The organism is Deltaproteobacteria bacterium, assembly GCA_030690165.1.
Lineage (GTDB): Bacteria > Desulfobacterota > GWC2-55-46 > UBA9637 > UBA9637 > JACRNJ01.
Genome location: JAUYHF010000042.1, coordinates 1 through 19,704 on the forward strand (window position 1 = coordinate 1; position 19,704 = coordinate 19,704).

At 42.2% G+C, this 19,704-nt stretch carries 18 protein-coding genes; 12 read left to right on the forward strand and 6 right to left on the reverse strand.

Annotated features, from left to right (window positions below):
- Window positions 1-271 precede the first annotated feature (271 nt).
- From Q8P28_06935 to Q8P28_06945, 3 genes are read left to right on the forward strand one after another with little or no spacing between them, the layout of a single operon-like run.
- Entirely contained in the window at window positions 272-1,069 is a 798-nt protein-coding gene (locus tag Q8P28_06935) for a hypothetical protein (protein MDP2682523.1), read from the forward strand.
- Window positions 1,059-1,676, forward strand: a complete 618-nt coding sequence (locus Q8P28_06940; GenBank protein MDP2682524.1) for a methyl-accepting chemotaxis protein — start codon at window positions 1,059-1,061, stop codon at window positions 1,674-1,676. The genes Q8P28_06935 and Q8P28_06940 overlap by 11 nt, the downstream gene beginning before the upstream one ends.
- Window positions 1,677-1,723: 47 nt before the next feature.
- A complete protein-coding gene (locus tag Q8P28_06945) occupies window positions 1,724-2,218 on the forward strand; it encodes a hypothetical protein (protein MDP2682525.1) in 495 nt (164 codons plus the stop codon).
- Here Q8P28_06945 and Q8P28_06950 read toward each other — a convergent pair whose 3' ends face one another.
- Complete coding sequence (locus tag Q8P28_06950; protein MDP2682526.1) at window positions 2,219-5,545, reverse strand: AAA family ATPase; 3,327 nt, start codon at window positions 5,543-5,545, stop codon at window positions 2,219-2,221.
- Window positions 5,546-5,715: 170 nt separating this feature from the next.
- Here Q8P28_06950 and Q8P28_06955 point away from each other — a divergent pair, with 170 nt between their 5' ends.
- The 5 genes from Q8P28_06955 to Q8P28_06975 are packed head-to-tail and all read left to right on the forward strand — an operon-like array spanning window position 5,716 to window position 10,983.
- Window positions 5,716-7,059, forward strand: a complete 1,344-nt coding sequence (locus tag Q8P28_06955; GenBank protein MDP2682527.1) for an MATE family efflux transporter — start codon at window positions 5,716-5,718, stop codon at window positions 7,057-7,059.
- Between the two features lie 14 nt (window positions 7,060-7,073).
- Window positions 7,074-7,577, forward strand: a complete 504-nt coding sequence (locus Q8P28_06960) for a macro domain-containing protein (protein MDP2682528.1) — start codon at window positions 7,074-7,076, stop codon at window positions 7,575-7,577.
- A gap of 18 nt (window positions 7,578-7,595) precedes the next feature.
- Window positions 7,596-9,008: an aspartate ammonia-lyase gene (locus Q8P28_06965; GenBank protein ID MDP2682529.1), complete on the forward strand. Its 1,413-nt coding sequence runs from the start codon at window positions 7,596-7,598 to the stop codon at window positions 9,006-9,008.
- Entirely contained in the window at window positions 9,005-9,955 is a 951-nt protein-coding gene (locus Q8P28_06970; GenBank protein ID MDP2682530.1) for a TIGR01212 family radical SAM protein, read from the forward strand. The genes Q8P28_06965 and Q8P28_06970 overlap by 4 nt, the downstream gene beginning before the upstream one ends.
- Window positions 9,913-10,983 carry an aminopeptidase gene (locus Q8P28_06975; GenBank protein MDP2682531.1) on the forward strand — a complete coding sequence of 357 codons (1,071 nt, stop codon included), beginning with the start codon at window positions 9,913-9,915 and terminating at the stop codon, window positions 10,981-10,983. Before Q8P28_06970 ends, Q8P28_06975 begins: the two co-directional genes overlap by 43 nt.
- A gap of 27 nt (window positions 10,984-11,010) precedes the next feature.
- Here the strand turns inward: Q8P28_06975 and Q8P28_06980 are convergent, their stop codons facing one another.
- Genes Q8P28_06980 through Q8P28_06990 form a run of 3 tightly spaced genes read right to left on the reverse strand, consistent with a single transcriptional unit; the run spans window position 11,011 to window position 11,911 of the window.
- Complete coding sequence (locus tag Q8P28_06980) at window positions 11,011-11,388, reverse strand: response regulator (protein ID MDP2682532.1); 378 nt, start codon at window positions 11,386-11,388, stop codon at window positions 11,011-11,013.
- 24 nt (window positions 11,389-11,412) lie between these two features.
- On the reverse strand, window positions 11,413-11,580 hold the full coding sequence (locus Q8P28_06985; GenBank protein ID MDP2682533.1) for a hypothetical protein: 168 nt from the start codon (window positions 11,578-11,580) through the stop codon (window positions 11,413-11,415).
- 37 nt (window positions 11,581-11,617) lie between these two features.
- On the reverse strand, window positions 11,618-11,911 hold the full coding sequence (locus Q8P28_06990) for a hypothetical protein (GenBank protein MDP2682534.1): 294 nt from the start codon (window positions 11,909-11,911) through the stop codon (window positions 11,618-11,620).
- A gap of 204 nt (window positions 11,912-12,115) precedes the next feature.
- Here Q8P28_06990 and Q8P28_06995 point away from each other — a divergent pair, with 204 nt between their 5' ends.
- Together Q8P28_06995 and Q8P28_07000 are read left to right on the forward strand one after the other, a co-directional pair.
- Window positions 12,116-12,553 (forward strand): helix-turn-helix transcriptional regulator, encoded by a 438-nt coding sequence (locus tag Q8P28_06995; GenBank protein MDP2682535.1) that lies wholly within the window; start codon window positions 12,116-12,118, stop codon window positions 12,551-12,553.
- 17 nt (window positions 12,554-12,570) lie between these two features.
- Window positions 12,571-13,914: an NAD(P)/FAD-dependent oxidoreductase gene (locus Q8P28_07000; GenBank protein MDP2682536.1), complete on the forward strand. Its 1,344-nt coding sequence runs from the start codon at window positions 12,571-12,573 to the stop codon at window positions 13,912-13,914.
- An 82-nt stretch (window positions 13,915-13,996) separates the two neighbouring features.
- On the opposite strand, the gene galT is transcribed toward Q8P28_07000, so the two are convergent.
- Together galT and Q8P28_07010 are read right to left on the reverse strand one after the other, a co-directional pair.
- Window positions 13,997-14,989, reverse strand: coding sequence for a galactose-1-phosphate uridylyltransferase (gene galT, locus Q8P28_07005; GenBank protein ID MDP2682537.1), 993 nt, complete (start codon window positions 14,987-14,989; stop codon window positions 13,997-13,999).
- Between the two features lie 9 nt (window positions 14,990-14,998).
- Entirely contained in the window at window positions 14,999-15,484 is a 486-nt protein-coding gene (locus Q8P28_07010) for a ferritin family protein (GenBank protein ID MDP2682538.1), read from the reverse strand.
- A 135-nt stretch (window positions 15,485-15,619) separates the two neighbouring features.
- On the opposite strand from Q8P28_07010, the gene Q8P28_07015 reads away from it, so the two are divergent.
- The gene (locus Q8P28_07015; GenBank protein ID MDP2682539.1) at window positions 15,620-16,390 is read left to right on the forward strand and encodes an enoyl-ACP reductase; all 771 of its coding nucleotides are present in this window, start codon (window positions 15,620-15,622) and stop codon (window positions 16,388-16,390) included.
- A 188-nt stretch (window positions 16,391-16,578) separates the two neighbouring features.
- On the forward strand, window positions 16,579-19,689 hold the full coding sequence (locus tag Q8P28_07020) for a type ISP restriction/modification enzyme (GenBank protein MDP2682540.1): 3,111 nt from the start codon (window positions 16,579-16,581) through the stop codon (window positions 19,687-19,689).
- Window positions 19,690-19,704: the final 15 nt, after the last annotated feature.

Below are 19,704 nucleotides of genomic sequence, written 5' to 3' on the forward strand. Positions count from 1 at the left end.
AGGAGAAGGACAAGACCTATGGGTGTGTTCAGCGACAGAACGAGTATGGAAAGAATACTGTATGCTGTATTTACCTATGAAAACAAAAAGGAGGGAACTAATACCCCTTTCTTACTGACACATAATAATTGACATTACCCAAAATGATAATGTCCGGTTTTACCAAAGTAGAAATATTCAGACATTGCTACTTTGGGTTGACAGACGCTATTTTGTTTTTGACAATCCCTTCTTTTTGTATTATAGAATAGCTGCAAATAAGCTAATCCGGATGCAACTCAAACCTTATATCCTTTCCATCCTTTTTCTGCTGCCCATAGCGGCCTGCGAAAAAAACAAATTGCAGGGGGAAAATATCGCCTCTGTTAACGACATCGGCGTTTCTCTGGCGGAATTCCAGAAAGATATATCCATCCTCTCAAAAAGAAATCCGGCCTTTAAGATAACCCCGCAGACACTTGAAGAACATCTCAATACCATCATTGATAAAAAATTATTATTGCAGGAGGCGATGAAGAAAGGGCTGACAGAAGACCCGCGTTTTGCAGAAACAATCAAAACATTCTGGGAGCAGACTTTGATAAGGGAACTGATGGAATTAAAGATCAAAGAGTGGGCAGACAGACTTTTTGTGACAGAAGACGAAATAGAGCGGCACTATCAAAGGATGCAGTATCTGCCAACTGTACAACTTGTGGAGATAAAAAATAAGGAACAAGCCAAAGAAACAAAGGAAAAGATGTTAAAAGGATTAAAGATTGACGGCGCAGAATCCCTGGGGCCTCTTTATCTGGAAGATATAAGGTCTGATGCGCTTTTAAACGCATTTGATATGAATGCCGGAGAGGCGAATATGTACGAAGGAGACGGCGGCTATATTGTTATTCATATTATAAAAAAAGAAAAAAACCCCATCCCCCCGCTTAAAGGCATTTACAGCCGCATAAAAACATTCCTTCTTGAACAGAAAAAACAAAAGGCAATGGAGGAATGGCTGAAAAATGTTAAAAACTCCGCTAAAATACAAATCAACACTAGTCTGCTGAAGGGGCTTGCGAATGGAAAATAAAAAAGCCTTTAGGCGCAGAAATTATTTTATTAAAAAGAAGTTTCAGATAGATTTTTCCATCAAGTTCCTCATTATTATAGTCATAGAGGCTGTTCTTGCAATAGGGCTTTTTCTGTATCTGTCAAAAGGCACTCTGACAACCGGATATTTAGGCTCAGAGCTCAAAATAGCCAGCACATACGATTTTTTCCTTCCTATGCTGCTTTTTTCAAATCTCATAATAGTCGTGGCGACAGGCATTATCGGCATAGCTGCGCTCATATTTTTATCGCATAGACTTGCCGGACCGTTATACCGCTTTGAAAAGGCTCTGGGCGATTTAAGCAAAGGCGACCTGGCTCAGAGATTCAAATTGAGAGAAAAAGACCAATTTATGGAATTGCAAAACAGCATCAATGAACTGGCAAACGTCATGGATATGAATGTGGGCGCCATAAAGTCCGGGATTGCCGGTATTTCAAAATTAGTTTCAGAAATGCAGGCCGCTGCGGCGTCAAACCCTTCTGCTAAAGAAGATATGGCCTCCCGATTGCCGGAGATATCTAAAAAACTTCAAGATTTAAAAGAGACTGCCGATTATTTCAAAACCTCAAGCCGCCAATTGTGAACCGGAAACCATTATTTATTTGCTGCCTGTTGTTTGCAGTTTACAGCTTGCCGTTTACTGCAAACTGTTTTGCCGAAGATTGGGCAAAGACATACGAAACGCAATATGCAACCATATATTACTCGAATGACAGCGACCTTAACAGTTTTACCAGAAATCTACGTAGTGGCCTTCAAATTTTTGGCGAGAGCCAGGGGAAAAATCCTATGCTGGCAAAAAACAGGGTTGACGCCATCGTGGAGAGGGTTGAGGAGATTCTGGACATGTATCCGGCTAATCTCCATTTTAAGATATATATCTATCCTGCATATAAAGACCTGTCTCTAAAATATCTCGCTATAGGCAGCTTCGGCAAATCGCCCATAGCGTTCTATAACCACAAAACAAGGGCTATATACCTTTCTCTCTCAGATACGACTGACGGCGTTCTGGCGCACGAAATAGGCCATGCAGTGATAAATTTCTTTTTTCCTGTGCCGCCCCCTGCAAGGATGCAGGAGATACTTGCCCAGTATGTGGACAGGCATTTGTGGGAAAAATAATCAATCTGTTATCTTCAATATTACACCCCCTATCTTCCCGCCCCTGTATTTTACTATAATGGGATATTCGCTTCCCTTTCCGTTTATGGAATACTTTTTCCACATATCTCTATTTGTATCAATCAAATAGCCCCTGTCTTCCCCTGTATTTTTATTTTTATCCCCTGTAAAACCAAGCAGATTTACGACAATACCATTGGCCGGGACGCCTCCTGCGTCTGCGGAAACAATCTTTATCTTATCCCCTCTTTTTACTTTAAGTGTTTCGCCGTTAAAAACCGTTTCTTTCCCGCTGCTATTTATCTCAAATGTGAGCGTCAATAATCTTGGCTTATCTGATACATCAGGAGCGGTTTCAGGCATTGCCTCAGGCAGAACAACTTTATCTTCAGGCGCATGTTGAACCTCCGGCGGCACAGTCTTAATTGCCGGCGGCTCGGTTGCTGGTAAATTGACAGGTTCTACTTTTTCAACAGGTCCTGGCGCATTAGAACCTGAGAAGAGAGTAATTTCCTGTAAGATATTATAATTGGCAATAACAGCCACCATGGTTCCGGCCGCAATTACAACAATAAATGTTTTTAACAGGAAGCTGTTTTTTGCAAAGAACCCATTCTTTTTTTCATCAACCTCAAATGAAACAAAGGAAGTATCTGGTTGATGCGTCCCTTCTTCAACGTTAGGCAGACGCCATTCACTACCCCTGTCATCACCGACAATGCCGGTTGTTTGCCCCGGTAATACCATTTTAAATCCCTCCTCACCCTGATCGTCTCCCTCAAGTGGAGAGGGACTGGCGTCAGGTTGAACCGCCCTCTTGTCCATTTCGCTTTTTACAACACCTACTACCATATTGACCACTTGTTCATTTACAAGCCTTTTTACCTTTTCTGTAACCTCATCTACTACAGATACAGGGTCAAATTGGGGCGCCCTTTTTTCAATTTCCTTTTTTACTGCCTCTTCCACTGCCGCGGCTATTTGTCCGCTTATAATCTTTCTTATCTCTTCCTCAGAGAGAGCGTCTGCCTTTTCTTCTACAGGCTCAATCTGTTGAACCGCCCTCTTGTCTATTTCGCTTTTTACAACACCTACTACCATATTGACTACTTGTTCATTTACAAGCCTTTTTGCCTTTTCTGTAACCTTATCCACTACAGATACAGGGTCAAATTGGGGCGCCCTTTTTTCAATTTCCTTTTTTACTGCCTCTTCCACTGCCGCGGCTATTTGTCCGCTTATAATCTTTCTTACCTCTTCCTCAGAGAGAGCGTCTGCCTTTTCTTCTATAGGCTCAATCTGAGGAAGTTTTTCATCCACCTTTGTGTCAATACTGCCTTCTGCGGCTTTGACAATCTGCTCGTCTATAATGTGGGTTGTCCTCTTCATCGCCATATCAAGGCTCAAGTCGCAGATTTTATTTATCATCTCCGGATTGCCAAAACTCGCATTGTATATGATTTTAACTGCCCAAGGGGTTATCTCAAGTTTTCCTTCTCCACCGGCTAATGCGAGTCTTTTAGAGATATATTCTTTTGTCTCTTCATGGCCAAGCGGGTGCAGGTGATGTATCCCTGAGATGCCCTGTTTAATCTCTTTAAGGTGGGGCGCATTCAATATATTTTTTATATCAGACTGGCCGGAGAGAATTATATTATCAATCCCTGTTTGCAATAAAGTTCTTACAGCCCTTAATGTATTGGCATTAAATTTGTCTGCATTATCAAATATTACAACGGTTCGCCCCCTTGCTTCCCTGCACATAAAAGAATGCGCGTGGAGGGCGGAGACAACGTTCTCTACAGAATCATTGGCGGTTTTTATTCCAAGCTCATTTTTAATTGCGATTAAAATATCTAACCCGCTGCTTTCCGTTGCAATGCTTTGCTGCAACAGAAGCCCATCTATATACACAAACGCTATCTTTTCATCTGCAAGCTCATCCATTGTTTTAAGACACATGCTTGTTTTACCGCTTCCTTTTACCCCTGTAAGGAGGATAATATTAGCCCTATTGCTTTTAATATTGTTTAAAAGGAAATATAATGCCTCAGAATGCGCATCCCCAAGATATAATAAATCCGGGTCAGGCAAAAGGTCAAACGGGTTTTTGGTTAAATGAAAATAGTCAATATGGTCTTTCTTCTGAACGTCAGAGCCGGACATTATCTTGATAAGCGCGAGTTCTTTCCTGGCCTTAGGCAGAAATGGATTTTTTTTAAGCGCTGCTGCCAGACCGCCCTCAGCCTCTTTAAATAAACCCTCTCTTATATAAAGTTTTGCAAGGAAAAGATGGGCTATGTCCATGTCAGGATTGATAGAGAGCGATTCCATAAGGAGGTTCTTGGCCTTTACCGTATCATGGGGATGCGTGTTAAAAATCGCCCAGCCGAGATATGCCTTATATTCTGCCTCATCGGGATTGAGTCTTACTGCTTCTTCAAATGAAGCTGCTGCTTTTTCATAATCTTTTTTGGCAAGGTGTGTTTTCCCATTCTGGAATATGAGTTCGGCATCTGTCTTTTTCTCCGGCTCATAAGCCTCCTCTTTTGCTTCGGTTGATTCAAGCTTGTAGACTGAACCAACAACACCGGCAACAGGTTCATCCTTTGAAGATATAATATCTGTTATTATGAAGCCGTATGTCAGAAGTTCAGCCTTCCGATGGAGGAGATCAGAATTATTTATCACTTCTTTTGTTTTGCTTTTGCCGTCAAATTTGGCAAGGAAGCGGCTCTCCTGGATATTTAAACCGAGGTCTTCGATTTTATACGGCTTGCTTGGCGAAAGAGCAAGGGGTTTGTCCATAAACTTTTTAAGCAGAGCCTCCACCTGTTCAATCTGGCAATATCCATTTAGTATTCCGTTTATTATCAGCAAGGCAGGATTCATGGGTAGCAATTGGAGATTTGCCGGCAGGCTGCCCTTAACTAAAAAATACTTATAATTTCCATCCGGCCAGCTAAAGATTTTCCATATCTTTTTTTTCATCTGAAGCGCAAGGCAGTCGTCAAGTTCTTTTTGCGATATAAACCCCATAGAAATAAGGACCTCGCCATGTCTTTTCTTTTGCTTTAACATTATCTCCAGCGATTTTTCATAAGCCTCTTTTGAGATAATGCCTTCTTCCAACATCACCCTGCCAAGCACATCGTTCATACTGTTGGAGGAAACATTAACAGGCCAGCCTTTTTTAAAGTATATCCTCCTCTTTAACATTCCCCTTGTAACGTCCATGATGTTTGCCGGGTCGCTGCGGAGGGATATAGTATGCAGCAGTTTTAGCAAAGGGTTATCTTTAAGGTCATTCCATTTTTTTTCAGACACTTTGCGCTACCTCCTATGGAAGAAAGTCAAAAGGGGATTAACAGGTTTAAAGACCTGTTTCTACGGCTTTCTGCTTTATATCTTATTCCACGACAAGATTGAAATCAAGAAAATCCTTATTTGACTAATTCCGGCTGCTCCTATAGAATGAGCAGGTAAAAAGGAGAAAAATGACATCCTTGTTAAACGGTCCTTTGTCCAAAGATATCCTTAAACTCGCCTCCCCCGTATTTTTTGGCACACTTTCCCAGACTATTTTTTATGCCGTTGACACTGCCATGCTGGGGAGGGTCGGGGTGGAGGCCCTGGCAGCGGCAGGTCTTGGCTGGTTTGTTGTCTGGGTATTTGGAAGCAGCCTTATGGCCATAGAGGTAGGCGCCCAGAGCCTTGTTGCAAGAAGGTTCGGAGAGGGGGACTGGGAGGCATGCGGAGGGCTTCTTGATAACACGCTTGCCTTTGCTGTAATATCCGGTTTCTTATTTTCCGTTGCCGGTTATCTCTTTGCCCCGGCAATATTTCCATACCTGTCAGATGACATAAAGGTTGTTGAGTATGGGATTGATTATCTCAAATACAGTTTTTTATCAATATTCTTTTTCCTTGTCATTGCATCCTTCAGGGGATTTTTTGACGGCCTTGGCCAAACGCATCTGTTTATGAAGGTTGCCATTGTTATGAATATATCAAACATTATCTTTGACTATGTACTCATTTTTGGGAAATTCGGTTTTCCGAGGCTTGAGGTAAAAGGGGCTGCCATTGCATCGCTTATTTCTTCCTTTATAGGCGCCGCATATTTCTTTGGCATCAGTTTTAGCAACCGATTTGTCAGGCGGTTCAGATATTTAAGCAGGTATCAGTTTAACCTTGCAATTTTAAATTCCATTATGAGGCTTGCATTTCCTGCAATGATCAGGGTATTTTTTATAATGGCAGGACTTACAACATTTCTCTGGATAGTGGGACGGATAGGGAACGTAGAGCTTGCGGCAAGCAATATACTTATGACCCTTTCCTCTTTTACATTCCTTGCCGGCTACGGGTTTGCGGTTGCAGCCGCCACAATGGTAAGCCAGAATCTTGGCAAGGGCAATGCGGAAATTGCAGAAAGCTATGGATGGGAGGCCGTGAAACTCGGACTTTTATGTATGGGTTTTTTAGGGGCTTTGTTTATATTATTCCCCGGGATTATACTTGAGATATTTACTGACCAGAAAACAGTTATAGAAACAGGCAGAAATGTCCTCATACTGTTTGGAATAATTCAGTTCTTTGACGCTGCAAATCTTATTCTTTCCCATGCGCTTCAAGGCGCAGGATATACAAAATGGGTTATGAAGGCAGAGGGGTTTGTGGTATGGTTTTTATTCCTGCCGGCAGCCTATATTTTAAGTCTGGTTTTTGGTTTCGGGCTTTATGGCGCATGGCTGAGCATGTTTGCGTACAGTTTGACCATAGGGGTAACAATGCTGTGGAAGTTCAAGGAAGGGAAATGGAAAGAGATTGAAATGTAAGGATGGAGGTGGTTATGGAAATTATAATAAAACAGGGAAGCCTTTTGGAGGCAGAGGCTGACGTCATAGTAAACGCTGCAAATAGCCTCGGCCTCATGGGCGGCGGGGTGGCGATGGTTATAAAAAAGGCGGCTGGCGATGTAGTGGAAGAGGAGGCAAAAAAACTCTCTCCCATACCGGTTGGCAAGGCTGTCCTGACAACAGCAGGGAATTTAAAATTCAAAGGCATTATCCACGCGCCTACAATGGAGATACCCGGCATCCGCATACCGCTTGTGAGCGTGGGCAAGGCAACAAAGGCAGCGCTTAAGCTGGCTGACGAAAGCGGATTTTCCGTGGTGGCGTTACCGGGCATGGGAACAGGTATAGGCGGCGTAAAAAAAGAGGCAGCAGCAGATGCAATGCTGGAGACGATACAGGATTTTAAGGCGCAGCAGCTAAAAAAGATTGTGCTTATGGATGTTGACAGCGAAATTGTGCAAGAGTGGAATAAGGCAAAGACAAAGAGAGGATTGTAGGACAATACAATGAAGGCAATGCCTAAAACAAGAATAGAACGTGATTCGCTCGGCGAAAAAGATGTGCCCATGAATGCCTATTACGGCATACAGACACTAAGGGCAATTGAAAACTTTTCCATAAGCGGCATATCTCCGAAAAAAGAATTTGTATTAGCCTTTGCAATGGTGAAAAAGGCTGCTGCTATTGCCAATATGGCAACCGGGAACCTCAATAAAAGAATCGGCATGGCGATTGTCAAGGCTGCGGACGAGATTATAAGCGGAAAACTGCACAATGAATTTGTTGTGGATGTGTATCAGGCGGGCGCAGGCACATCGCACAACATGAATGCCAATGAGGTCATCGCAAATAGGGCAATAGAAATGCTCAGTGAGAAAAAGGGGAACTATAAAATCATCCACCCCAACGACCATGTTAATATGTCACAGTCAACGAATGACACGATACCAACAGGCATGAGGATTGCCAGTCTGTTTTTGACAAAAGAGTTATTATTGGAATTGAAGATGATGGAAAAGGCGCTATCAGATAAGGCAAAGGAATTTGACGGTATTATCAAATCGGCAAGAACCCATCTTCAGGATGCGGTGCCCATAAGGCTTGGACAGCAATTTCGCGCTTACGCAGCAGTAGTCTCAAAGGCGACAAAAAGAATTCAGCGGGCTGCAGAAGAATTAAAAGAACTTGGCATAGGCGCAACAGCAGCAGGCACAGGCATAAATACTCATCCTGCATACAGAAGGCATGTAATAATGGCATTGAAGGATATTACCGGGATAAAAGATTTAAGGCCTGCAAAGGACATGTTAGAGGCTATAAACAGCATGGCGGATTTTGTAAATTTATCTCAGGGATTAAGAGGGCTTGCTATAGAACTTATAAAGATTGCCAATGATCTGCGGCTTTTAAGCTCAGGCCCAAGAACAGGTTTTGCCGAGATTATACTTCCCGCTGTTCAACCCGGTTCATCCATTATGCCTGGCAAGGTAAATCCGGTTATGGCTGAAATGATGAACATGGTCTGCTTTCAGGTTATCGGCAATGACCTGACAATCGCAATGGCAGCGCAGGCAGGCCAGCTTGAATTGAATGTAATGATGCCTGTAATAAACCATAACCTTCTCCAATCTTTGGAAATTCTTAAAAATGGCGTAAAGGCTTTTACAGAGCGGTGTGTAAAGGACATAAAGGCAGACAAGGCAAGATGCCGGGAGTTTGCAGAAAAGAGCGTTGGTCTTGCGACTGTCCTTAATCCATTCATCGGCTATGAAAAAGCGGCTGTTGTCGCAAAAGAGGCTGTTATAACCGGCAAAACCATAAGAGAGATAGTCCTTGAAAAGGGGATTCTTTCTAAAAAAGAGGTTGATAAAATTTTTAACCCAATGGCCATGACAAGACCGGGAATTATTAAAAGGCAGAAGATATGAACGGCCGTTACAACTCCCTTTCTGATTTTCTTAAGAATAAATTTGGCTGTAAGGTCTTTAAGGTCTCTTTGAATGCAGGCCTTAGCTGCCCTAACAGGGATGGCATAAAAAGCGCAGGCGGATGCATTTATTGCAATTCCGAACCAATGATGCCTTTGAATTATAGTGACAGCATGGGAATAAGAGAGCAGCTTTATCAAGGCATTGAATATATAAAAAACAGACATAATGCAAAAAAGTTTATCGCTTATTTTCAGATAAACACGAATACATATGCGCCTGTTACAACATTAGAAAGGCTTTACAAGGAAGGATTGAACCACCCTGATGTTGTTGGTCTGGCTGTTTCAACAAGGCCGGATTGCGTGGATAACGAGATTTTAGATTTATTGTCAAAACTTGCAAAAGAAAAATTCCTGTGGCTTGAACTCGGTCTTCAGTCCGCTCACGATAAAACCCTTAAACTAATAAACAGGTGTCATACAGTAGAAGATTTTACCGATGCTGTTAAAATGGCAAAAGAAAGAAAAATTCCTGTGTGCGCCCATGTAATCCTTGGTCTTCCCGGCGAAAACAGAGAAGATATGCTTTCAACCGCAAGGATTTTGGCTAATATCGGGATATGGGGCATAAAACTTCATCACCTTCATATACACAAAGGCACAAGGCTTGAAGAGATGTATAATAAAGGCGGATTCATGCCTTTGGAGTTTGATGATTATGCCAATCTTGCAGCAGATTTTCTTCAAGAGATCCCTGAAGATGTTATAATGCATAGGTTATGCGGAGATACGGCAAGGAGGTTTTTAATCGCCCCTGACTGGAGTGTCAATAAATTCTTAATATTAGACAGGATTAACAGGGTCTTGGAGGAAAGAGATACCTGGCAGGGTAAGGAGGTTTCATGTACGACACACGCATTACAAAGCTTGCAGACATTCTTGTAAATTATTCCCTTAAAATAAAAAAAGGGGAACGGGCGCTAATCAATGCATCTTCAGAGCTTGCAAAACCGCTTGTGCTTGAGGTATATAAAAAGGTTTTGCAGGCAGGAGGCTATCCTGCTGTCAATATTGCGTTTGAGGAGATGACTAATATATTTTACAAGATGGCAGCAAAGGAACAGCTTCTGGACTTTCCAAAGATAAAGTTTTTTGAGGCAAAGAATGTTGACTGCGTTATTAATATAAGGGCCTCTGTTAATAAAAAAGCGCTCTCAAATATAGATCCAAAGGTAATCAGCATGCGCAGCAAGGTTTTAATGCCAATACAGGAAGAGATTGTAAATAGAAAGCGTTGGGTTATCTGCAATTTCCCCACAAATGCCCTGGCGCAGGAAACTGACATGTCTCTGGAAGAGTATGAGGATTTTCTCTATGGCGCAACAAATATAAACTGGGGCAAGGTTAAAAAAGAGGAGATGAATCTGAAGAGGATTCTGGATAAGGCTAATATTATAAGGATAGTCGGCAAGGATACTGATTTGACCCTCAGCATAAAGGGGCGAAAGGCTATCCCGTGCTGCGGCGAAAGGAATATGCCTGACGGGGAGGTGTTTTTGTCGCCGGTGGAGGATAGCGCCGAGGGGCAAATCTATTACGATTTGCCTGCAATATATCAGGGCAAAGAGGTTCTTGGTATATGTTTAAAATTTAAAAAAGGCAGGGTTATAGAAGCAAAGGCAGAAAAGAATCAGGGATTTCTTATCTCAATGCTGGATACAGACAAAGGCGCAAGGTATCTCGGTGAGGTGGGCATTGGCACAAATTACGGCATAAAACATTTTTCCAAGGACATTTTATTTGACGAAAAGATTGGCGGCACTGTCCATCTTGCGGTAGGCAGATCTTATGAAAGCGCAGGGGGCAAGAATAAATCTGCTATTCACTGGGACATGATAAAGGATTTGAGAAATGGCGGAGCGATATATGTTGACGGGAAGGAGATTCAGAGGAATGGAAGGTTTGTGATATAAAAGCTATCAGCTATCAGCTGACAGCTTTTAGCCTGAACCAGCAAAGGCAGCAATTTCACTTACAGCTTTTAAAAGGTCTATTGTTTTAAAGGGCTTTAGCAAATACCTCACCCCTGTTTTTTTAAAAAGCGTATCGGCTTCTCTATTCTTATCACCAGTGATGAACAATATCCTTTGTTTTATGGAAGGCGTTTTTTCAATGAGTCTCCTGTAAAATTCTATTCCGTTCATTACAGGCATATCAATATCGCTTATTATGACGGCATATTTCCTGTCATATGCCATCTTCAATCCTCCCTCACCATTGCTGGCAGCATCCACCTCATAACCCTCTTCGCTGAGTATAGCTGAAAGAAGCTCAAGGATACTATGTTCGCCATATATTACAAGAATGCGCCTTCTCATATGATATTACCTCCAGCAAACAGGTTATGATTTCAAATCTTTTTCTTTACCCCAGATAGATTCATTCGGGGGTTCAGCATTGCCTTCGTCGGACTTTGAGAATATAAAATCGCAATATGGACATGGGTTTGGCTCCTGAGGGGCTGCAGTATATGAGCACTTTTTGCATTTTGGGCATATCATCTTTTCCATGATGTCCTCCTTTCTTTTTATCTGCATCTATCCGATCTTAATAGACAGGCGGCCTCTTGAGCCTGAATTTCAGCTCGCCGTGAGGCCATTCTTCAATTTTTTCAAATGCCGCAAGTCCATACTTTTCAAGAGAGGTCATGCTTGATTTAAGCCTCTTGAGCGCCATCAATCTTCTCCCTATCTTTTCTATTTCTCTAAAACTTATTTTGCACGAGACATCAACATCATCCGCGCTTGCAAGGAGCAGTATGTATAGCTTTAACTCTCCATTTGACAGGAGATGAAAAAAGTCTGAGCCGCTGAGATATTGCAGAAGCTCCGCCTTGTCCATAAACGCAGTTTCTCCTTTTTGGCTCTGATAAAACATGTCCCCGAATATTTCTATCGGGGAAAGGCCTGATTATACTCAACGAATAATAAAATCAGTTATTAAATAGGATAAATAGTCTATCTTGTCAAGTAAAAAAGGATAATACAATTTTAAATTCATTTAAATTGACAATACATGAGAAAGGGGATATTTTAAATCCTTCTTATGATAAAGGAACAGATTGGCAGAAAACTTAGAGAGATAAGGCAATCTAAGGGGCTTACCCAGAAGGCCCTGGCTAAAAAAACAGGGGTGGATTACACATACATTGGAAAGATAGAGCGGGCGGAACAGCTTCCATCCCTCGGAGTCCTGATAAAGATTTCCGACGCCCTTTCATTTCCCCTTGAGCGCTTCCTTATGGATGAATCAACCTTAAGATTGATTAACCTCTTGCCCATAGAAGGATACAGGGTTGCCCAGAGAAGGGAAATGCGGGAACTTTTGAGAATACTGGACGATGTCCGCGAAGAAGATATCCCCCTTCTCATAGAAATAGTCCGGGTGCTGAAGAAACATAGAGAGGATAAATATAAGCTGCCGATGGCGGCAGAGTCTCGGTCAGTATATAAGAGGCTGAAAAAGGGGAAAGACCCTCTCTAAAGGCAAGAGGATGGGTGATGAATACCTATGATGTTATCATAGTCGGCGCAGGCCCTGCCGGCATCTTTGCCGGTCTTGAGCTTCTTGCCTCTCAAAAAAAACTCAGGATTCTCCTTCTGGAAAAAGGAGATGACCTCCCTGATAGAAAACCTCATGATATATTTCACGGCTTTGGCGGCGCAGGCACATTCAGCGACGGCAAGCTAAACCTCTCTACAGCCGTTGGCGGTTTTTTAACCGATTACATTGAGGAAGATAAGCTCGAAACTCTTATAGATTATGTTGACAAGATATTTATAAAATACGGTGCGCCTCAGGAACTGCACGGCACAGACGAGGGAGAGGTAAAAAGACTTGAAGAGATTTCAGCGAGAAACGGCTTAAGGCTTTTGCCTTTTAAGATAAGGCATCTCGGCACAGACAGGTGCTTTTCGCTTCTCGAGAATTTAAGAAAGAAATTAGACGCAGATGTTGATTTTCAGTTTAATTCCCCGGCATCAGAGATATTGAGGCAAGGGGATAAAGTTCTTGGTGTGAAAACAGCCGACGGCAGAGAGTTTCTCGGAGATTTTGTAATCCTTGCGCCGGGCAGGAGCGGCTCGCACTGGCTGAGCGAGGAATCAAAGAAGCTTGGCCTTTCTACGGGAAATAACCCTATTGATATTGGTGTAAGGGTTGAGGTGCCAGCATCCATTATGAGGCCAATAACAGATGTGATGCACGAGGCAAAACTTTTATTTTACTCTAAGCGATTTAATGACCAGGTAAGAACATTCTGCATGAACCCCTACGGCATTGTAGTAAAAGAAAAGCACAAAGACTTTTGCACAGTAAACGGCCACAGCTTTTCTACAAAAAAAACCGATAATACAAACTTTGCAATCCTTGCCTCCACAACATTTACAGAGCCTTTTCATGAACCAATTGCATACGGCCAATATATCGCAAAGCTGGCGAATATCTTAAGCGAAGGGATACTTGTCCAGAGGCTTGGAGATTTGCTTCAGGGGAAAAGGTCAACCTTGGAAAGGATTAAAGAGGGGGTAGTCAAGCCTACGTTGAAGGATGCGGTCCCGGGCGACCTTTCATTTGCCATACCATACCGCTATCTCTCGGACATACTTGAGATGCTGGAGGCGCTTGATAAGATAGCTCCGGGGATATACTCAGCATCCACGCTCCTTTACGGCATAGAGGTGAAATTCTATTCCATGAGGCTTAAACTTACCAAAGACCTTGAAACAGAAGTTAAAAACCTCTTTGCCGCAGGCGACGGCGCCGGCATTACAAGGGGCATTATCCATGCAGCGGTGTCGGGGGTTGTGGCGGCGATGGAGATAATAAAGAGAACAGCCTATTAAGGGGTGAGACATAGCAAAAAAGGATTAAGTCGTATATTGGTACATGGTGATTGAAAAGGAGTAAGGATAGATATATTTTTGTTTACGGCCGCACCTTCCTTAAAAACTCTGCGCTCTCTTCAGGCAGGCTTGTGTTTATATACATGCCGCTTCCAAGTTCAAAACCAGCAGCCTTTGAAATACGGGGTATTATGCTCACATACCAGTGGAAATATTCCAGATTACAGTCCTTCGGTTTATTGGAACGGATTACAAAATTGTAATCCGGATTGGATAGTCCATTATAAAGTTTGGACAGGATATTCTTAAGGGAAAAGGCCAGGCTTTTAATCTCTGCCCCTGTGATATCTCCGAATGATGCAGAATGTCTTTTGGGAAATATCCATGTATGAAATGGTGAAAGCGCCGCGTAAGGGATAAATGTCAGAAAGTGTTCATCCTCTGCAACGATTCTTATTTTTTCTTCCTTTTCTTTTTTTGCCATCATGCACATCAGGCACTCGCCTGTATCGTCAAAGAAATGGGCGGCTGCCTCAAGCCTGTCCCTGAACTGCACAGGCATTACAGGCGTCCCGATAAGCTGTGAATGCGGATGTTCCAGAGATGTGCCTGCGCCTTCGCCGTGATTCTTAAAGATTATGACATGTTCAACCCGTGAGTCGCTGTATGCCTCAAGGAATCTATTTCTATAAATCTTTACTATCTCTTCCATCTCTTCCAATGAAAGCAGAGCCGGGTTCATATTATGGAGAGGGGTTTCAATTATAACCTCATGCACGCCAACGCCTGTAACGCTGCGTATGAGGCCGTCAACCCGCCTCTCTTTATTGCCGGAGTTGGATATGGCAGAAAACTTATTTGGCACTACCCTGGTCTTCCACCCGTTTGCATCGCTTATCCTGAAGGTCTCTCCAGGGGTCTTCGCTTCGTTTCCAGGACAGAATGGGCATGTTTCCACATACCTGGGAATATCCTTTTTAACTGCAGCGGTTTTGAAATCCTCAGGCTTCTTTGCCCTTTCTGTGGCAATGATTACCCATTCCCTTGTTATAAGATTTAGTCTAAGTTCTGACATAACAAAACCCTACATTGACTTCATTATATCTTCCAATACCTTCACATGCATCCTTTCCTCGTCTGCAAGCTCTTTATACATTTCAGCACCGCCTTTGGTCGTTGCCTTTTCAGCCATGCCTTCAAAATATTCTGATGCGTACTTCTCCGTATGTATGGCCAATATTACAGCCTTTTTTACACTATCTATTGCATGGACAAGCTTTTCTACATTTATCTCTTCAGTGAATATCTTTGGATCAGCGGCTCTGGAGACATAGTCTTCTATGGTCAACTCTTCCTCTGTAATCTCCTCGCCAAAGCCTGCCTCAGGATAATATCTATTTTCCAGTATACTTATGTGTCTTTTTTCTTCTTTCGCAAGTCTTTTAAATACATCCTTTACGGCCTTATCCTCTACCTTGTCTGCGAGTATGGAATAAAACGCAAAACCATTTCTTTCTATCAAAGAAGCAATCTCCACAGCCTCTTTTTCTTCAAGATGCTCAAAAACCATGGCAACCTCCTATTGTAGCTTTCTATGAATTTATCAGAGATGGGCTTAACTGGCAAGTCAAATAAAAGTAATGATTGAATCAACCATTAAATAGTGATAGAACACTAATGATTACACATACAAGGAGGTTTTTAAATGGGTTTGCTGAATAATAAAAAGGGAATCATTTTCGGCGTTGCAAACGAGAGGAGCATTGCATGGGCGATAGCGCAGGCGCTGCATAAAGAAGGGGCGGAGCTTGCATTTACATATGTTGGAGATGCGCTTAAAGAAAGGGTTATGCCGCTGGCTCAGGGCATTGGTTCAAAACTGATTCTGCCATGCGATGTGGCAAAGGATAATGAGATAGATGCGGTGTTTAACACGGTTAAAGAGGCATGGGGCGGATTGGATATCCTCGTTCACTCTGTTGCCTTTGCAAATAAGGATGAGCTAAAAGGCATGTATGCGGATACCTCAAGAGAAGGCTTCAGGCTGGCAATGGATGTGAGCGCCTATTCCCTTGTGGCATTGGCAAAGCGGGCATATCCGTTAATGGAAGGCAGAAGCGGAAGCATTATAACCTTAACCTATTATGGCAGCGAAAAGGTTATTCCCAATTATAATGTCATGGGTGTTGCAAAGGCGGCGCTTGAGGCAAGCGTTAAGTATCTTGCGGCTGACCTGGGGCAGAAGGGCATAAGGGTCAATGCCATATCAGCGGGCCCTGTAAAGACCCTTGCAGCCATGGGCATTGCAGGTTTCAGGGATATATTGAACGTCGTAGAAAAAAAAGCGCCTTTGAAGCGAAATGTCACAACAGAAGATGTAGCAAAGACAGCCCTGTATCTCTTAAGCGACCTGTCCAGCGGAGTTACAGGCGAGATTATCTATGTGGATGCAGGATATAATATTGTGGGAATGTAAATTTACTTGCGCAGGTTTAGTCATAGGTAAAGCCATTGAAAGATTATAGAGCAAACCGAGATATGCTGAAAAAAAGGCGCTATGAAAGAATTGTCTAATAGTCAACTTGAAAAGATTATAAGTCTTCTGGAAAAAGGGAAGGCATTCCAAATTTACTCATGAAAAACTTGATATAAAGAAAGATTGCAATGCTCAAATCATATCTAAAACGAATATTTGAAGTTGCTAAAAGAGGAGATGCCAGAGAAGAAAGCTATTATTCCTGTCTTGAGGAACTTCTTAAAAATTACTCTGAGTCTATCAACAAAAAACATATCCAGACTACCACTCTGCCCAAAAAAACGGATGCCGGAAATCCTGATTTCAGAGTATGGGATGGAAAACAGCATATAGTCGGATATATTGAAGCCAAAGCCCCAGCCGTTGAGCACTTAGACCAGATAAAAGAAACCGAACAATTAAAACGCTATTTGCACACCTTCCCCAATCTGATACTCACCAACTTCTTTGAATTCCGTTTCTATCGGGAAGGTCAATTGGTAGATAAAGTCCAGATTGCAAGGCCATATGTAATACACAAACTCGGAACAATTCCGCCTGTCGAAAAAGAAAAGGAGTTTTTCAGTCTCCTTGAAAAATTTTTCTCATTCTCTCTGCCAAAGACATACACTGCAAAGACCCTTGCAGTGGAGCTTGCAAAGAGGACAAGGTTTTTAAAAGAACAGGTTATCATTGAAGAACTTAAGCAAGAAGAAAAGAAGGGGAAAGGCAATATCTTTGGATTTTATCAGGCGTTTCAGAAATTTCTTATCCACGGCCTCACAAAAGAAGATTTTGCAGACCTCTACAGCCAGACAATCACCTACGGACTTTTTGCCGCAAGGACAAGGGCAGAAAATGGTTTTAACAGAAGACTTGCCTTTGACTACATTCCGCAAACAATCGGAATATTAAGGGATGTCTTTAAATTTATATCCCTTGAAGACCTGCCACCGCAGATGGAATGGATTGTTGACGATATATCTGAAGTCCTATCTGTTGCGGATGTCAAACAGATTCTCCATAAATTTTATCATGAAGGTAAAGGAAGCGACCCCATCATTCACTTTTATGAAACATTCCTTGCCGAATATGACCCGCAGGCAAGAGAAAAAAGGGGCGTTTATTACACCCCTGAACCCGTAGTCTCTTACATTGTCCGTTCTTTAAACATAATCCTGAAACAATATTTCGGCAAGCAGGACGGTTTTGCCTCAAGCTCGGTTACCGTGTTGGACCCTGCGGCAGGGACACTCACCTTTCTTGCTGAAACAAGCAAGCTTGCCGTAGAGGAATTTACCTCCAAATACGGAGACGGCGGCAAGAAAGACCTTATTAAAACCCATATCCTTAAGAACTACTATGCCTTTGAACTGATGATGGCCCCGTATGCAGTCGGACATTTGAAGATGTCCTTCCTTCTTGAGGAACTTGGATATAAACTCCAGAAGGACGATAGATTTAAACTTTATCTCACCAACACCCTTGAGATGGAGGAGCTTGAGCAGACCTTTTTGCCCGGCATGGCATCATTGTCTGAGGAATCACATTTGGCAGGCGCGGTAAAGAAAGAGCAGCCGATACTTGCAATCCTCGGCAATCCGCCATATTCAGGCCATTCAACAAATATAGGAGATTGGATAACAAAAGAGATTAAGGCTTATTTTCATGTTGACGGAAAACCCCTTGGCGAGAAAAATCCAAAATGGCTTCAGGACGATTATGTTAAGTTTATCCGTTTTGCACAATGGAAAATAGACACAGCAGGCGAAGGTATTTTAGGTTTTATCACCAACCACAGCTACCTTGACAACCCCACATTCAGGGGGATGCGTCAATCTCTCATGCAAAGCTTTGATGAGATTTATCTCCTTGACCTGCACGGCAATAGTCTTAAAAAAGAAAAATGCCCCAATGGAAGCAAAGATGAGAATGTCTTTGATATCCAGCAGGGCGTTGCCATTGCTCTGTTCATCAAGAAAAAAGGTTTGAAGAAAAAGATTTCCCATGCGGAACTTTGGGGACTGAGAGAGGACAAATACGACTGGCTCAATAAGCATGACATAAAAAGCACAAAATGGAAAAAGATAAATCCTAAATCCGAGTTCTACCTTTTTATTCCGAGAGATGAAGGGCTTTTAAAGCAGTATGAGCGCTATCCTAAAATCACGGAAATCTTTCCGGTAAACAGCGTTGGCATTGTGACGGCAAGGGATAATTTCGTCATTGATGCCGACAAAGGCGCTTTGCGGAGACGGATACTACAATTCAGGGATAAAAAGTTGTCTGACGAGATTATTCAGCAGACTTATGGTCTTAAGGATAAGGCAAACTGGAAATTAAAGGATTCAAGAGAAGCTGTCATGAAAGATGATAATTGGGAAAAGGGAATAACAAAAATTCTCTACCGTCCTTTTGATGAGCAGTGGATTTTCTATCACGATGCTTTAATAGAACGTTCACGCAAAGAAGTCATGCAGCACATGATGAAAGATAATTTGGGATTAGTTGCAGTAAGGCAGGTTGCCGAAGGCATTTTTAATCACACCTTTGTAACAAATAGTATTATTGAAAGCCGTGTAACACTAAGTAACAAAGGGATTGCATTTCTTTTCCCCCTCTACCTTTACCAGCAAAAAGACAAACCTAAAAAACACTCTTTTGGCAGCACCATGATGCTCTTTGAACCTCAGGCAGAATACGGAGTAAAAAAGCCGAATCTATCTCCAGCCTTAATTGAACAATTAAAAAAGGACTTTAAGAAAGAGCCAACCCCTGAACAAATCTTTTATTACATCTACGCTATTCTTTATTCAAACACCTACCGCACAAAATATGCTGAGTTTTTAAAGATAGATTTTCCGAGAGTCCCTTTTACCAGTGATTACAAACTATTTGTTAAGATGGGACAATATGGAGAAAAACTCGTCAAACTGCATCTTCTAAAATCATCAGAGCTTGATAAACCTGTTGCCAGATTTCAAGGCAATGGAACTAATAAAATTGAAAAGCTGGGATACGAAAAAGGAAAACTCTACATCAATAACGACCAGTATTTTGAAGGCATTGCGCCGGAAGTCTATGAATACCAAGTAGGCGGTTATCAGGTCTGTGAAAAATGGCTTAAGGATAGAAAGGGCAAGTCTTTATCACTTGATGATATAAAACATTATTGTATGGTTGCTACCTCCATCCAAAAAACAATTGAAACCCATAAGGTGATAGATTGTAGTTATCTAAAAGTGGAGGAAAAGGTTTGACCCTAACAAATATGA